The organism is Trinickia sp. NRRL B-1857, from assembly GCF_050470685.1.
GTDB lineage: Bacteria > Pseudomonadota > Gammaproteobacteria > Burkholderiales > Burkholderiaceae > Trinickia.
Genome location: NZ_JBFLUK010000001.1, coordinates 91,952 through 108,063 on the forward strand (window position 1 = coordinate 91,952; position 16,112 = coordinate 108,063).

The window sequence follows — 16,112 nt, forward strand, 5'->3', positions numbered from 1 at the left end:
GGCACGCGAGCGCCGGCGGGGCTGCTGCGGTGCGCCGGCGCGGGCGCGGCGGGCACGCGATGGTATGATTGCCACTTACTCGCGGCTCGCATGCCCGGCCTCGGCCGCGCCTGGCGTTTCGCGATACCAAAAGCATCGCGGCGGCGGCTCGCCGCGCGTGCGCCGCGGCGGCGTCGGTTGCGCCGGTCGCGGTGTCATGCGTGGGCTCGGCCGGCCGCGTTTTTGTTCGACCCTCATCAAAACAGCGATATCGCCGTGCGTCTGACCTCGATCAAACTCGCTGGCTTCAAGTCCTTCGTCGATCCCACCCATTTCCAGGTACCCGGCCAGCTTGTCGGCGTGGTCGGCCCGAACGGGTGCGGTAAGTCAAACATCATCGATGCCGTGCGCTGGGTGCTCGGCGAGTCGCGCGCCTCGGAGCTGCGCGGCGAATCGATGCAAGACGTCATCTTCAACGGCTCGACCGCGCGTAAGCCGGGTAGCCGGGCGAGCGTCGAACTCGTGTTCGACAACTCGGAGGGGCGTGCGGCCGGGCAGTGGGGGCAATACGGGGAGATCGCCGTGAAGCGCGTGCTCACGCGCGACGGTACCTCGAGCTACTACATCAACAATCTGCCCGCGCGGCGGCGCGACATTCAGGACATCTTCCTCGGCACGGGTCTCGGCCCGCGCGCCTATGCAATCATCGGGCAGGGCATGATCGCGCGCCTCATCGAGGCGAAGCCGGAAGAGCTGCGCGTGTTCCTCGAAGAAGCCGCGGGCGTGTCGAAGTACAAAGAGCGCCGGCGCGAAACCGAGAACCGCTTGCACGACACGCGCGAGAATCTGACCCGCGTCGAAGACATCGTGCGCGAGCTCGGCGCCAACCTCGAAAAGCTCGAGGCACAGGCGATCGTCGCGACCAAGTTCAAGGAATTGCAGACCGACGGCGAAGAGAAGCAGCGGATGTTGTGGCTGCTGCGCAAGAACGAGGCGGCCGCCGAACAAGGGCGTCAACAGCGCGCCATCTCGGAGGCGCAGATCGATCTCGAGGCGCAGATGGCGAAGCTGCGCGAGGTCGAGGCCGATCTCGAAACGCTGCGCGTCGCGCACTATGCGGCGAGCGATGCGATGCAAGGCGCGCAAGGCTCGCTGTACGAGGCCAATTCCGAAGTGAGCCGGCTCGAAGCCGAGATCAAGTTCGTCATCGAATCGCGCAATCGCATGCAAGCCCAGATCGCCGCGCTGACTGCGCAGCGCGAGCAGTGGCAGGCGCAGGCGGAAAAGGCGCGCGACGACCTCGAGCAAGCCGAGGAGCAACTGGCCGTCGCCGAGGAAAAGGCCGCCCTCGCGGAAGACGAAGCGGCCGCCAAGCACGATGAGCTGCCCGCGCTCGAAGCGCGTTGGCGCGATGCGCAAACTCAGCTGAACGAGGAGCGCGGCGGCATTGCTCAGACGGAGCAGGCACTGAAGCTCGAGGCGGCGCACCAGCGCAACGCCGATCAGCAGTTGCAGCAATTGCAGCAGCGCCACGAGCGCCTTAAATCCGAGGCGGGCGGGCTCGACGCGCCCGATGAAGCGCAGCTCGAAGAGCAGCGCATGCAATTGGCCGAGCAGGAAGAGATCCTGAGCGACGCGCAGGCGCTTCTCGCGACGGCGCAAGACACGCTGCCGCGCATCGAGGCGGAGCGCCGCGACGCGCAAGAGCGCGTGCAAAGCGAGAGCGCGCAGATTCATCAGTTCGAGGCACGGCTCGTCGCGCTCAAGCAGTTGCAGGAGAATGTGCAGACCGAGGGCAAGATCCAGCCCTGGCTCGATAAGCACGAGCTCGGAGCATTGCCGCGCTTGTGGAAGAAGCTCCATGTCGAGGCGGGTTGGGAAGCTGCACTCGAGTCGATCTTGCGCGAGCGGCTGGCCGCGCTCGAAATCTCGAATCTTGACTGGGTGCGGGCTTTCGCGACCGATGCGCCGCCGGCGAAACTCGCGTTTTACGCACCGCCCGCGGCCGGCGCGCCGCGTGAAACGCCGGCTGGTTTTACGCCGCTGCTCTCGCTCGTGCGTATCGACGATGCCGGTTTGCGAGCGGTGCTGACCGAGTGGCTCGGCGGCGCCTACGTCGCCGACGATCTGACGCAGGCGCTCGCCATGCGCGCGCAATTGCCCGAAGGGGCGATGCTCGTCGTCAAGGCCGGCCACGTCGTGACGCGCGTGGGCGTGCAGTTGTACGCCGCCGATTCCGAGCAGGCCGGCATGCTCGCCCGTCAGCAGGAAATCGAAAATCTGACGCGCCAATTGCGCGCGCAGACGTTGCTCGCCGACGAAGCCAAGACGGCGGCGATTCGGGCGGAGGCGGCGCATACTCAGGCATCGCAAGCCGTGACCGATGCGCGTGCGCAAGTCGAGCGCGCGACGCAGCGCGTGCATGGGCTGCAACTGGAAGTGCTCAAGCTCACGCAAGCGCACGAGCGCTATACGCAACGCAGCACGCAGATCCGCGAAGAACTCGAAGAGATCACCGCGCAAATCGAAGAGCAGCGCGCGCAGCGTGCCGAGTCCGAGGCGAATTTCGAGCGCCATGACGGCGAGCTCGCGCAATTGCAGGCGCGTTTCGAGGAAAACCAGCTTGCTTTCGAATCGCTCGACGAATCGCTGTCGGGCGCGCGCACGCAAGCGCGCGATCTCGAACGTGCGGCGTCCGATGCACGCTTCGCCGCGCGCAATATGGCGGCCCGCATCGACGAGCTCAAGCGCAGCATCCAGGTCGCGCATGAACAAAGCGAGCGGGTCGCGGGCACACTCGAAGACTCGCGCGCCGAACTCGAAACGATCAACGAACAAACGACGCATACGGGCCTGCAAGAAGCGCTCGACGTGCGGGCGCAGAAGGAAGCGGCGCTGTCGGCGGCACGCCTCGAACTCGACGATTTGACGGCGAAGCTGCGCCAGGCTGACGAAACGCGGCTCAGCGCGGAACGATCGCTGCAACCGCTGCGCGATCGGATTACCGAACTGCAATTGAAGGAGCAGGCGGCGCGCATCGCCGGCGAGCAGTTCGTCGAGCAGCTTCAGGCGGCGGGCGTGGACGAGGCGCAATTGCAGACGAAGCTCTCGCCCGATATGAAACCGTCGTATCTGCAAGGCGAAGTCACGCGCATCAACAACGCAATCACGGCGCTTGGGCCCGTGAACATGGCGGCGCTCGACGAATTGGCCGCCGCCAAGGAGCGCAAGACGTTCCTCGATGCGCAGTCGGAGGATTTGACGCGCGCAATCGAAACGCTAGAAGATGCGATCCGCAAGATCGATCAGGAAACGCGGACGCTGTTGCAGGGCACGTTCGACGAAGTCAATCGGCATTTCGGCGAGCTGTTCCCGCGCTTGTTCGGCGGCGGGCAGGCAAAGCTGATCATGACGGGCGACGAAATCCTCGATGCCGGCGTGCAGGTGATGGCGCAGCCGCCCGGCAAAAAGAACTCGACGATTCATCTGCTTTCGGGCGGCGAAAAGGCGCTCACGGCCACCGCGCTCGTGTTCGCCATGTTCCAGCTCAATCCCGCGCCGTTCTGTTTGCTCGACGAAGTGGACGCGCCGCTCGACGACGCCAATACCGAGCGCTTCGCGAACCTCGTCCGCGCGATGTCGGATAAGACGCAGTTCCTATTCATCTCGCACAACAAGATCGCGATGGAAATGGCGCAGCAGCTCATCGGCGTGACGATGCAAGAGCAAGGGGTTTCGCGCATCGTGGCCGTGGACATGGAAACGGCCGCGGGTTTCGCCCAGAATATCGTCTAACGAGCGGCGCCGCGCCGGACGAACCGGGCGCGGGCCGCGCTACAGGAATGCTTCATGGAGCGTGCATGGACGAGTTGACACTCGGATTGATCGGCGCGGGCGCCGTCGTGGTGGGAGGGGTGGTCGTATATAACGCGTGGCAAGGCGCCAAGGTGCGCCGCAGGATGCCGCGCCCGATGCCGACCGAGGCCGAGCAGGGGCCCGCGCGCCACGATCACGAGGAAGATAGGCCGTTCATCGAGCCGGCGCGCGGTGCCGCGCGGCGCGAGAACGCCATGCCGGATGCGGCAGCCGATGGCGAAGCCGCGCGTATCGAGCCGAGCTTCGGCGTCTCGGCGCCGCTCGATATTCCGGCCGACATTCAAGCGGAGACCACGACGCCGAACGGCTTCACGCCCGAGCCGTCGGCCGAAGCCGCGGGCACTGAGGACGCAGCGGGCGACACGCAAGCCGTGACGCCTGCCGCGACGACGATTTCGGCCGCGCCGCCGCATATCGTCGATCGCCGTATCGACTGCGTCGTCCCGATTCGCTTGTCCGGCCCGATCGCGGGCGAAAAAGCGTCGCCGCTGGCGCAGCGGCTGCGCCGCGCCGGCAGCAAGCCCGTCTACATCGAAGGCAAGCCCGAAGGCGGTACCGGCTGGGAGTTGCTGCAAAACGCGCAGCGCTATGAAGAGTTGCGCGCCGCCGTTCAACTCGCGAACCGCGGCGGCCCGCTCAACGAGCTCGAGTTCTCCGAGTTCGTATCGGGCGTGCAGCAGTTCGCCGATGCGATCGACGGCGCGCCCGAGTTTCCCGACATGCTCGAAACGGTATCGATGGCGCGCGAGCTCGATGGCTTCGCGGCTCAGTGCGATGCGCAGTTGTCGATCAACGTGCTGTCCGACGGTGCGCCTTGGTCGGCCAACTATGTGCAGGCGGTCGCTTCGCAAGACGGCTTGCTGCTCTCGCGCGACGGCACGCGCTTCGTCAAACTCGACGCTAAGCAAAGCCCCGTCTTCATGCTGCAATTCGGCGATACGAATTTCCTGCGCGACGATCTGACCTACAAGGGCGGTCAGATGATCACGTTGATTCTCGATGTGCCCGTGGCGGAAGAAGACATCTTGCCGTTTAGGCTCATGTGCGATTACGCCAAATCGTTGGCGGAGCGTATCGGCGGCCGCGTCGTCGACGATCAGCGCAGGCCGTTGCCCGAGCAGGCACTGCTCGCGATCGAAAAGCAGCTCATGACGCTTTACGCTCGGCTCGAGGAAGCCGGCATTCCCGCCGGCTCGCCGGCGACGCGGCGGCTCTTTAGCCAGTAACGCGCGCTCGCTCGAGAACGTATCCACAACAACACGAACGATATGGCTCGCAACCACGCCGAATCGCCTCCGCCCGCCGACCAACCGGCCGAACGCGCCGTTTGGCTGCGCACCGAACTCGAGCGGGCGAACTATCAGTATTACGTTCTCGATCAGCCGCAGATTCCGGATGCCGAATACGATCGGCTGTTTTCGGAGTTGCAGTCGATCGAGGCCGACCATCCCGACCTGATCACGCCCGAGTCGCCGACGCAGCGCGTCGGCGGCCAAGTCGCGAGCGGCTTCGCCTCGGTGGTCCATGCGCTGCCGATGCTCTCGTTGAACAACGGTTTCACCGAGGAGGACGTGACCGCATTCGACAAGCGCGTGAGCGATCGGCTCGACCGCTCGCCGGTCGAGTATTCGTGCGAATTGAAGTTCGATGGACTGGCGATTTCGTTGCGTTACGAAGACGGCCGGCTCGTGCAGGCCGCCACGCGCGGCGACGGCTCGACCGGCGAGGACGTGACGCAGAATGTGCGCACCGTGCGCTCGATTCCCTTGCGCTTGAAGGGGGAGCGGATTCCGCGCGTGCTCGAAGTGCGCGGCGAAGTGCTGATGTTCAGGCGGGATTTCGATCGTCTCAACGCGCACCAGCGCGAGGCCGGTCAACGTGAGTTCGCCAATCCGCGCAATGCGGCGGCGGGCAGTTTGCGCCAGTTGGATTCGAGCATCACGGCACAGCGGCCGCTATCGTTTTTCGCGTACGGTATCGGTGAGCTGGAAGGCATGGATATGCCCGATACGCACGATGCCGTGCTCGATTGGTATACGGTCCTGGGCCTGCCCGTGTGCACGGAGCGTGCGACCGTCGAGGGCGCCGAGGGGCTGCTCACCTTCTATCGGCGTATCGGAGAGAAGCGCAAGTCATTGCCGTACGACATCGACGGGGTTGTCTACAAAGTCAATCGCAGAGCCGATCAAGACACGCTCGGGTTCGTGTCGCGCGCGCCGCGTTTCGCACTTGCCCATAAATTCCCGCCGGAAGAAGCGCTGACGGAGTTGCTCGAAATCGGCGTGAACGTCGGCCGCACCGGCGCGATTACGCCCGTCGCGCGGTTGGCCCCGGTCTTCGTCGGCGGTGTAACGGTGACGAACGCGACGCTGCACAACGAGGACGAGGTTCATCGCAAGGACTTGCGCGCGGGCGATACCGTAATCGTGCGCCGCGCCGGCGACGTGATCCCCGAAGTGGTCGGCTCCGTGCTCGAGCGCCGGCCGCCTGACGCACAAGCGTTCGTCATGCCGACCGAATGTCCGGCCTGCGGTTCGGCGATCGAGCGATTGCCCGGCGAGGCCGTGGCGCGTTGCACGGGCGGCCTCGTATGTCCGGCGCAGCGCAAGCGGGCGCTCGAGCACTTCGCGCAACGCCGGGCGCTCGATATCGACGGGCTGGGCGAAAAAATCATCGATCAACTCGTGGAACAAAACATCGTCCGAACGCCGGCCGATCTGTTTAACCTCGGTTTCTCGACGCTTGTCGCGCTCGAACGCTTCGCCGACAAATCGGCGCAAAATCTGATCGATGCGATCGAGAAGGCCAAGCATACGAAGCTCGAGCGTTTCATCTTCGCGCTTGGCATTCCCGACGTCGGCGAATCGACGGCGAAAGACCTTGCCCGCCATTTCGGGTCGCTCGATCCCGTGATGGATGCCTCGGTCGAGACGTTGATGGAAGTCGAGGGTATCGGTCCGATCGTGGCGGAGTCGATTCACCAGTTCTTTGCCGAGGAGCACAATCGGACGGTCATCGACCAATTGCGCGTGAACGTGAGTTGGCCGGAAGGCCCCCCGGCGCCGCGCGCGCCACAAGGCGTGCTGGCCGGCAAGACGGTCGTGCTGACGGGGACGTTGCCGACGCTCGCCCGCGAGCAAGCAAAAGAAATGCTGGAAGGGGCTGGCGCGAAGGTGGCCGGCTCGGTGTCGAAAAAGACGGATTACGTGGTGGCGGGCGCCGAGGCGGGCAGCAAGCTCACGAAGGCCGAGGAACTCGGCATTAAGATTCTCGACGAAGACGGTATGCGCAAGCTCCTGGAGGGTGAAAATCCATGATTCGTGACATTCTCAAAATGGGTGATCCGCGCCTATTGCGCATTGCCCAAAACGTCGAACACTTCGATACACCCGAACTGCACGCACTGATCGCCGATATGTTCGAGACCATGCACCATGCGAATGGCGCGGGATTGGCGGCCCCGCAGATCGGCGTCGATTTGCAGGTCGTCATTTTCGGGTTCGGCCATAACGACCGTTATCCCGAGGCGCCGCCCGTGCCCGAAACGGTGCTCATCAATCCGACCATCGCGCCCGTATCGCAGGATATGGACGAAGGTTGGGAAGGGTGTTTGTCGGTGCCGGGCATGCGTGGGGTGGTGAACCGCTTTTCAATGATTCGGTATCACGGCTTCGATCAATACGGGCAGCCGATCGATCGCGTCGCCGAGGGCTTTCATGCGCGCGTGGTGCAACACGAATGCGATCATTTGATCGGCAAGCTTTATCCGATGCGCATTACCGATTTCTCGAAGTTCGGCTTTACGGAGGTCTTGTTCCCGGACCTCGATCCGAATAGCGACGATTGATGTAAAACCGTCGATTCAAACGGGTTGCCGCGGGTATTTGAGCGACGCAACCCACAGTACCGCAAGAAGAGGCCGGAGCGCGATACCCGGCCTCTCGATTCACTTCATATCCCGTCCAAGCAGCCCGCGTCCAACCTACAACGGTGAAATGCGCGGCCCTCTGCTGCATCTCCTTCCTTGTATCAATTAACAGGTTCGCGCACGAGCCTGTCGAGTAGCATGGGTTTCACGATATCTCGAAATCCAATGTGCCTGTCCGCTGACAAAGATGAAACCCATAGACATCGAGGCTCCAGTAGAAAGGATCTGGCTTGATATTGCCTCTTTGCGGAAGCGGACTTTAGGGGAGCCAGCGGTATGTATCGCCGTGTTGGACGGCCCTGTCGATCTGCGGCATCCTTGTTTTGCCGGTGCCGCGCTTAGCCGGGGGGGAGGCGATATCCCGCCGTTGTCGAATAACAAGGCGTTCTATTCGCACGGGACTCACGTTGCAAGCGTGATTTTCGGACGAGGCTCGGTTAGTGGGATCGCGCCGAAATGTCGGGGATTTTTGGTCAATATCTTCGGTAATCGCGCTTCGGCGAAGGGCAATCTATGCTCTCAATCCTATTTGGCTCATGCGATAAATCTGGCGATCCATCATGGCGCAAACATCATATCGATTAGCGGTGGACAGCTAGCGAGACTCGGCGCGGAAGACGCAGACCCTTTGCTGGTGCATGCGTTGGAAAACTGCGCCGCAAGCGATGTTTTGGTTATTGCGGCAGCGGGTAATGACGGTTGTGCCTGTGAGCACATACCGGCTGCGTTGCCGGGTGTGTTGGCCGTCGGTGCGCTGGGTAATGCCGGGTTACCGCTGGAAAGCAGCAACTGGGGAAATGCGTATCGGCGACAAGGCATCTTCGCCCCAGGGGCGAACATTCTCGGCGCGGCTCCGGGAGGGGGCATCAATCGAATGAGCGGCACCAGCTTCGCGACGCCGATTGTCGCGGGCGTTGCTGCATTGCTTATGAGCCGGCAATACATGATGAGCGGAAAGGTCGATGCCTCGGCCGTTTATGCTGCGCTGATTGAAGGTTCGCAGCCTTGCCGCCTCGCCGGTGACACGTATTTATCGCAAAAATGCATGGCCGGGGTGATCGACGTCGATGAGGCTGAAAATCTGATTGCAAAAACTCATTCAAAGGAGAGAATAATGTCGGATTTCAATGAGCTCGATTCGGAAGTGCGATTGGGATATGCAGTTCAAGATCCGTCTATTTTGAATAACGAAGTGCTCAACGTTGCCACGGGGATTCGTGCTTCAAGCAATGATCAGGAATTGATTTCGCCGTCGGCGGACGCGCAGCGCTCATCCGCCTCAGCTGCGGAAAAGCCTGCGGAATCGAACCAATCGGCCGAGAGTTGCTCGACATGCAATGGGCCGCAGCTCGTTTATGCTTTGGGTGAACTATCTATCGAATTCAAGACCGATTCTTCGCGGAAAGGCTTCGGCCAAGCGTTGAACGGAGGGGATATTCGGCAATATTTGCGCGAGCACCCCGATGAAGCGTCATCGGTTCATTGGGTGTTGAGCTTGGATGGCACTGCAATCTATGTGATTAATCCGGTTGGGCCATTTGCCCACGTGCTGTATCAAAAAATGATCGATTTCATCCTCGATGACGAGATTGAAAGAATTTCGATTCCCGGCTATTCGATTGAACGAGGCTCAGTGACGTTGCTGTCCGGTGAGCAAGTGCCGATGTTGGTTCCCGCGGAGCGCGGCATCTTCAGTTGGTCGACCAAGGCGCTGCTTGACCTCGTTGTGGACGGCAAGGAAGACCCAGGCCTGAGAGACCATGTGGAAGATTTCTTGAACCGGATATATCACGATTTTCGCAATGCCGGGAGCTCGCCACGGGAGCGGGCGCTGAACTATGCCGCAACCAATCTTTTTCAGGCTGTCGACGTGCTAAAGCGTGCGACCGAAGAGGGGCGGGTCCTCGAAAATATCAAGGTCGAGAAGAGCGTTCTCGATCGTTCCGGAGAGGATCTCTACGACGTGAAGCTGCGTTTCTTCGATCCCGACAACGTCCTTCGAGCGAGGCGCGTTTTCCGCTTCACGGTGGATGTAAGCGATGTCGTGCCGATCTCCGTTGGGCAGGTGCGGGCTTGGAGCGAGGCTTGAAGATGCAGCTCCCCGATCAAACCGGCCCCTCGAATGCTAAGAGCAAAGAAGAGACGGGAGTGGGCACGGTACTTCGACGAGTACTCAACCGGGTAGGTATGCCTTCTTGTGACGGATGTAAAGCTCGGGAGAGGGCTATAAATAATATATTTAAAATAAACATTGGTAAGAAGAGGGGGTGATTTTTTAAATTTGAGGGATTTGATTAATAGATGGAATGGAGCTAGATATGAATTTGCCAGTTCAGTGTCGGCCCGTTAGTGCTGTCGTGCACGGGAAGAATGGCGCAATTGCGGCGTCTGTAGACGACGGATGCCCGAAAGAGTGCTGGTGTTGCGAGGACGAGAATGGAAATCCCTCGTGCAACAAGTGTCATAGCACGATCTTTGGAATGTGCGACGAGCATCAAGAAACGACTTGCCACAGGAAAGGTCTGCGTGTGTCGGATCGTTGCACTGGTGGTGGATGTAACCCTTGAACCCGATGGCATGATGCAATTTATTGATTAATTGAAGGAGTGATGATGAATTTGCCAATGCAATATAGATCTGTCGTTTCTCACGGGCGTAGGGGATTGGGGCAGCCCCTTTCCGGTGTCGAAATGTCCGGGGGATGTCCGAAAGGACATTTTTGTTGTGCAAGCTTATCAAATTTAGGTGTCTCCTATTGTAAGGCTTGTCATGTCACTGTTTTTGGTCATTGTATTGTGAACGAAGCCATTACTTGTGCGACTTACAAGATGATTCCTTCCGATGGATGTTAGGGGGGAGCATCGATAGCAAAACATGAATTGATGGAGAGATAAAATGAATTTGCCTTTGCAATGCGATGTGGTGGTAAAGGCGAGCTCCAGAGATTTTGCAAAACTGAATTTTGGAATAAGGATATCGGGTGATTGTGGTAAGGGTTATTTTTGCTGCGGCGATCCCCCGTTTGGAGATAATCCTCGATGCACTCCGTGCTATAGCACCTGATTTGGTGGTCATTGTGATATTAGCCATTACAAGGCTTGTGATTACTATAATATGGTCGTCTCCGATTCTTGTTAACGAGCCCGGGGGGCAATGCAAACTTCTGAAATGACGCGAATGTCTTAGACCCAATCATCGATTTTATTCAAAAAGATCTGGGTGTGAACGGAGTTGTCGCGCTACCATCATTGAATACGCGCTCGACGTATCGCTGCGCCGATGCAGCCGCGAAGATCGAACTCTGAAGTTTTTCGGATTTTCTCATTCAACCTAAGATGAAAAATTGAGATATGCAAGCCGAAACAAAGAATGAATCGCCGTGGACTTTTGGGGTGCAATGTTTTAAATCTAATGGCCCCAAGGATGACACTGTCGTATGTGGGAAGGAGGGATGTCACATACTGTTAGTCTATAGGATATGGAATCAAGATAACTCTCATTTCGACAATGCCGGGGTGGCGACTTATACGTTACTGGATGCGATGAGCGGAATTGATATCGCGATGCTAACGGATTGGCAGGATGGCTGGAGTTATTCGGTCACCGACGTGACCCCCAGTGCGTCGGTCAAAGATTCCGGCTTTATTGTTGTGGAATTTATAGTGAACCGTACGTTCAGCGGCGGTGCGCATTCTCATTCGATCATGATCGCGCCAGGGATTTCGTACACATTGTCCGACAATTCGGGAACAATTTATTGGGATGGTTGCTTGGCCGGCGGCTATCCTATTGCTCAAACCATAACGTCAGTGACTGAGTAAGTGATATAGCTCGAGTATCGACGATTGTATGTCGATGGAAGCCAAGGGGCTGCGCAAATGAGATCGCTTCTCGATTCATCCTAGTCTTGCCGATCGCGGCAATCGAGAGAATGCCATTTTGCACGGCCAGCATCCCAGGTACCCTGAGCTCCTGGCCGTGCTTCGCAGCCAATTCGTGCCGCGTCGATCGTTTGCCGACTAGCTCAGAATGCTTCGTTCGGTAGCAAGTATCGCCATTTCCCCTGCGGCAGCGCACCGAGCACGACGCTGCCCATCCGTACCCGCTTGAGCCCGACAACGTGCAGGCCGACCAGTTCGCACATGCGCCGGATCTGCCGCTTCTTGCCTTCGCGCAGCACGAACCGCAGTTGTTCGCCGTTCTGCCAGCTTACCTTTGCGGGTTTGAGCGCCGCGCCGTCGAGCGATAGCCCATAGCGAAGGAGGGCGAGCTTCTCGGCGGGGAAATGGTCCGCCACATCGGTCGTGTGATCGCCGTAGTTGACGCGAACCAAATACTCCTTTTCTACGCTCGAGTTTTCGCCGATGAGCTGCTTGGCGATGCGCCCATCCTGCGTCAGCACGAGCAAGCCCGTCGAATCGATATCGAGGCGGCCTGCCGGTGCGAGCGCGCGCAACTGGCTCGGAACGAACCGGGTCGTGGCGCGGTCGTCCTCCCAGCGATTGGCCGCCGTGATTAAGGTGATGGCCGGCTCATAGCCGTCCTCCGCCTGGCCCGATACATACCCTACGGGTTTATGCAGCAAAATCGTGACTTGGCGCGATTGCGCAGCTTGGGCATCGCGGGTGACCTCGATATGCTGATCGGGACGCACGCGCGAACCGAGGGTATCGATGCGCTCGCCGTCAACGCGGACCCAGCCGTTTTCAATCCATTCGTCCGCTTCGCGGCGCGAACACAGGCCTAGTTCCGACATGCGTTTCGATAGCCGAACGAGGCCATCGGCAGCCTCGGCGTCGGCGCCGCCGCCCGCTCGACCGGTTGCGACCGGCAACGCCTTCAGGGGCTTGGCCGCCCGCGGCGCGCCCGTTTTCCAATCGGCGGCAGCCGGGCGTTTGGTCTCTGACGGCCGGCCGCGAGCCTCCGACGGCCCACGGCCTTCACGAGTGCCCGGTTTCGCACCCGCACCCATTCCCGTACGAGAAAAGCCGCTTTCACGGCGCGGTTCGGCTGACCTCGGCGATGAGGCGCCTCCCTTGACAGGGCGTGCGAATGTGCGTGTTTGCGCGTCGTCTTCCCCGCGTCGGGAGCGGGTGGCCGGCTCGCGTGCAGGACGGCTCCCCGCATCGCGCGGCGGACGGCTCCCCGCATCGCGCGGCGGACGGCTCCCCGCATCGCGCGGCGGACGGCTTCCCGCATCGCGGGGCGGACGGCTTCCCGCATCGCGCGGCGGACGGCTCCCCGCATCGCGCGGTGGGCGGCTTCCCGCATCGCGTGGCGGACGGTCGCTGCGAGGCGAGCGGCGCGGCGCGTCGTCGCTCCGGCGTCCCGGTGCGGCGTCGTTGTGGCCGGTGGCGCGAGGACTGCGTCGCGTCTCGTCCCGTCCGCTTTCATCGCGGCTGCCTCGCGCGTCGCGAGGACCGCGGGCGTACCGAGTGTCTGTCGTGTCGCGGGCACCGCGCTTCTCACTCGAGCCCCTGCCGTCCCGCGGTTGACTGGGTCGCACCCCGGTCCGCGGAGGCTTTGCCGCCGCGCTGTCGCGTCTAGGCGCGGCCGATGCCGGCGCGCCCGCTTTAGCGCCCGAACGAGGCGCGGCTGCCTTCGGCGCGGGGGCGGAGTGGGTCACGTCGGCACGCGGCGTCTTGCGTGCCGACGGGCTGCCGGCACGAACGGGGGCGCGGCTCGGCGAGGCCGGACGCGGATGCTTGGCTGTCAATTTGACGCGCATAAAGTCTCACACTGCGATCGCGCGCAGCAGCTCGGTTTCGAGCTGAATCTGCAAGCGGTTGTCGGAAAGGCCGCGTCCGTCGAGTAGGAACACGTCTTCCACGCGCTCGCCGAGCGTGTTGATCCGCGCCGCGTGGACGCCGATCCGATGCTCCGCCAGCACGCGCGCGATCGAATAAAGAAGCCCCGGCCGGTCGTTGGCCGACACGGATAGGATGTAGTACTGCCCACGTTCGTCGGCTCGCAAGTCCACGCGCGGGGTAATCGGAAAGGTTCGCGACAGCCGCGAGAGGCGGCCTTTCGAGGGCTCGGGTAGCGGCGTGTCGGTCGACAGACGAGCGGCGAGTTGCTGCTCGACTAAATTCGCGATGTCGCGATACTGCACGTCGTCCTCGGTATGCGCAACGATGAAGTTATCGAGCGCGTAGCCGTGGCGCGTCGTATTGATGCGCGCATCGAGTACCGAGAGGGCGTTGCGGTCGAAATAAGCGCAGATGCCGGCGAACAGATCGGAGCGATCCGGAACGTAGACGAGCACTTGCAGCGCCTCTCCGATCGGCGACGGCCGTGCCCGCACGATCGGCGCATCGGTGCGCACGTGCCGGTAGAGCACGCGCGTTTGCCAAGCGATATCGGCGGCGTCGTGACGCAGGAAGTAGCCGACGTCGAGTTCGTCCCACAGCGCGCGGTGCGCGTTTTCCGGGACGGTTTCGAGGCGGAGCAGGGCGAGCGCTTGCTCTTGCCGCGTCTTCAGCTCCGAATGCTCGTCCGGGCGCGCGCCGCCGAGCACGGCGCGCGTCATCCGGTATAGGTCCTCGAGCAGTTTGCCCTTCCACGTATTCCAGACCTTCGGACTTGTGCCACGAATGTCGGCGACGGTCAGTAGATAAAGCGCCGTGAGCCGCCGCTCGTCGCCGACGAGTTCGGCGAATTGCTTGATGACCTGCGGGTCGCTCGTATCTTGCTTTTGCGCGACTTGGCTCATCGTCAAATGCTGGCGGACCAGCCAAACGACGAGCGAGGTGTCGTCGCTCGACATCCCGTGATCTCGGCAGAAGCGGCGCGCATCGGCCATGCCGAGCGTCGAGTGATCGCCGCCGCGGCCCTTTGCGATGTCGTGGAACAGGGCGGCGACGTACAACACCCATTGCCGCTCGAAGTTGGCCATCAATTGGCTGCAAAACGGATATTCGTGCGCATGCTCGGCCAGGGCGAAACGCCGCAGATTGCGCAGCACCATCAAGATGTGCTGATCGACCGTGTAGACGTGATAAAGGTCATGCTGCATCTGCCCGACGATGCGCCGGAAGTTCAGCAGGTAGCGTCCGAGCACGCTCGTTTGGTTCATGAGCCGCAGGGCGTGCGTGATGCCTTGCGGCTGCTTGAGGATTTCGATGAAGAGGCGACGGTTTTCCGGGTCGCGCCGCCAGCGCGAATCCATGATTTCGCGCGCGTTGTAAAGCGCGCGCAGGGTCCGGGCCGAGAGACCTTTCGTGCCGCGCGTCGTTTCGTAGAGCAAAAATGCTTCGAGAATCGCCGTGGGCGTGCGCTCGAATACGTCGTCGCTCGCGATTTCGATCATGCCTTGCTTCTCGACGAAGCGCTCCGATAGCACGCGCGTGATCCCGCTCGTGCGAGGAAACAACTGCGCTTCGATGTTTTGGATGAGAATCGTCGCCAACTGCGTGACGGCTTTGGCCGCCCAGTAATAGCGGCGCATGAGCTGTTCGCTTGCGCGGCGCGCTTGCGTGGCACTATAGCCGAAGCTTTCGGCAGCGCTCGTCTGCAAGTCGAATACGAGTACGTCTTGGCGCCGCCCCGCGATCACATGCAGCCGCGCCCGCAGCATCTTCAAGAACGCCTCGTTGCGGCGCAGCTCGCGCGCTTCGCGGGCCGTGATGAGGCCGCGCTCGTCGAGTTCGCGCCAGCTTCGCCCGAAGCCGGCGGCCCGCGCGATCCACAGAATCAACTGTAGGTCGCGCAAGCCTCCGGGGCTTTCCTTCACGTTCGGTTCTAGGCTGTAGGGCGTGTCTTGGAACTTCGCATGGCGCTGACGCATCTCCAGCACTTTGGCTTGAAAGAACGCGCGCGCATCGAGCGTGTCGTTGAAGCGCAGGACGAAACGTTGAAAGAGCGCGGTGCTGCCGGTGATGCGCCGAGCCTCGAGCAGCGAGGTGCGTACGGTGATGTCGTTGCCAGCTTCCTCGATGCATTGCGCGACCGTGCGCACGCTGCTGCCGATCTCGAGTCCCAAGTCCCAAGCCATGCCGATGAAGCGCTCGATTCCCGCATCGAGTTCGGGCGGGGTGTTATCGGGCAGCAGGACGAGGATGTCGATGTCGGAGTAGGGCGCGAGCTCCCCGCGGCCATACCCGCCGACGGCCACGAGCGCGCTCGACGCGGGCAGCTCGCACGCCTCCCAAGCGCGCCGTAGGGCATCGTCGGTCGTGCGCGAGAGCGTTTGCATGAGCGCTTCGACGCGGCTTGCCGTCTTGAAGCGCGCGAGGAGGGCCGCCTTGGCGGCACGGTAGTCGGCTTTGACCGATGCCGGATCGGTGATGACGGCGGGGGCGCTCATAGGCTGGCGTGAACGGCTAGGAAC

At 61.6% G+C, this 16,112-nt stretch carries 8 protein-coding genes; 6 read left to right on the forward strand and 2 right to left on the reverse strand.

Annotation, left to right across the window (positions count from 1 at the left end; translation table 11 throughout):
• Window positions 1–255: 255 nt before the first annotated feature.
• The 6 genes from smc to AB1286_RS00510 all read left to right on the forward strand — a co-directional run bounded on the left by smc (window position 256) and on the right by AB1286_RS00510 (window position 11,604).
• Window positions 256–3,774 carry a chromosome segregation protein SMC gene (smc, locus tag AB1286_RS00485; RefSeq protein ID WP_430364944.1) on the forward strand — a complete coding sequence of 1,173 codons (3,519 nt, stop codon included), beginning with the start codon at window positions 256–258 and terminating at the stop codon, window positions 3,772–3,774.
• Window positions 3,775–3,839: 65 nt separating this feature from the next.
• Window positions 3,840–5,081, forward strand: a complete 1,242-nt coding sequence (locus AB1286_RS00490) for a cell division protein ZipA C-terminal FtsZ-binding domain-containing protein (RefSeq protein ID WP_430361414.1) — start codon at window positions 3,840–3,842, stop codon at window positions 5,079–5,081.
• A 42-nt stretch (window positions 5,082–5,123) separates the two neighbouring features.
• Window positions 5,124–7,172, forward strand: a complete 2,049-nt coding sequence (gene ligA / locus AB1286_RS00495; protein WP_430361415.1) for an NAD-dependent DNA ligase LigA — start codon at window positions 5,124–5,126, stop codon at window positions 7,170–7,172.
• Window positions 7,169–7,702 carry a peptide deformylase gene (gene def / locus AB1286_RS00500; protein WP_430361416.1) on the forward strand — a complete coding sequence of 178 codons (534 nt, stop codon included), beginning with the start codon at window positions 7,169–7,171 and terminating at the stop codon, window positions 7,700–7,702. The genes ligA and def overlap by 4 nt, the downstream gene beginning before the upstream one ends.
• Window positions 7,703–7,970: 268 nt before the next feature.
• Window positions 7,971–9,872 carry a PatA/PatG family cyanobactin maturation protease gene (locus tag AB1286_RS00505; RefSeq protein ID WP_430361417.1) on the forward strand — a complete coding sequence of 634 codons (1,902 nt, stop codon included), beginning with the start codon at window positions 7,971–7,973 and terminating at the stop codon, window positions 9,870–9,872.
• Between the two features lie 1,261 nt (window positions 9,873–11,133).
• Window positions 11,134–11,604 (forward strand): hypothetical protein, encoded by a 471-nt coding sequence (locus tag AB1286_RS00510; protein ID WP_430361418.1) that lies wholly within the window; start codon window positions 11,134–11,136, stop codon window positions 11,602–11,604.
• Between the two features lie 203 nt (window positions 11,605–11,807).
• Here the strand turns inward: AB1286_RS00510 and AB1286_RS00515 are convergent, their stop codons facing one another.
• Window positions 11,808–13,511, reverse strand: a complete 1,704-nt coding sequence (locus AB1286_RS00515; protein WP_430361419.1) for a pseudouridine synthase — start codon at window positions 13,509–13,511, stop codon at window positions 11,808–11,810.
• Between the two features lie 6 nt (window positions 13,512–13,517).
• Complete coding sequence (locus AB1286_RS00520) at window positions 13,518–16,088, reverse strand: [protein-PII] uridylyltransferase (RefSeq protein WP_430361420.1); 2,571 nt, start codon at window positions 16,086–16,088, stop codon at window positions 13,518–13,520.
• Window positions 16,089–16,112: the final 24 nt, after the last annotated feature.

What these genes read in the sequence shown, in the direction of transcription:
- AB1286_RS00520 (WP_430361420.1), bottom strand. Translation starts at nt 16,088, where the DNA reads ATGAGCGCCCCCGCCGTCATCACCGATCCGGCATCGGTCAAAGCCGAC.
- AB1286_RS00490 (WP_430361414.1), top strand. Translation starts at nt 3,840, where the DNA reads ATGGACGAGTTGACACTCGGATTGATCGGCGCGGGCGCCGTCGTGGTG.
- AB1286_RS00515 (WP_430361419.1), bottom strand. Translation starts at nt 13,511, where the DNA reads ATGCGCGTCAAATTGACAGCCAAGCATCCGCGTCCGGCCTCGCCGAGC.
- ligA (WP_430361415.1), top strand. Translation starts at nt 5,124, where the DNA reads ATGGCTCGCAACCACGCCGAATCGCCTCCGCCCGCCGACCAACCGGCC.
- def (WP_430361416.1), top strand. Translation starts at nt 7,169, where the DNA reads ATGATTCGTGACATTCTCAAAATGGGTGATCCGCGCCTATTGCGCATT.
- AB1286_RS00505 (WP_430361417.1), top strand. Translation starts at nt 7,971, where the DNA reads ATGAAACCCATAGACATCGAGGCTCCAGTAGAAAGGATCTGGCTTGAT.
- AB1286_RS00510 (WP_430361418.1), top strand. Translation starts at nt 11,134, where the DNA reads ATGCAAGCCGAAACAAAGAATGAATCGCCGTGGACTTTTGGGGTGCAA.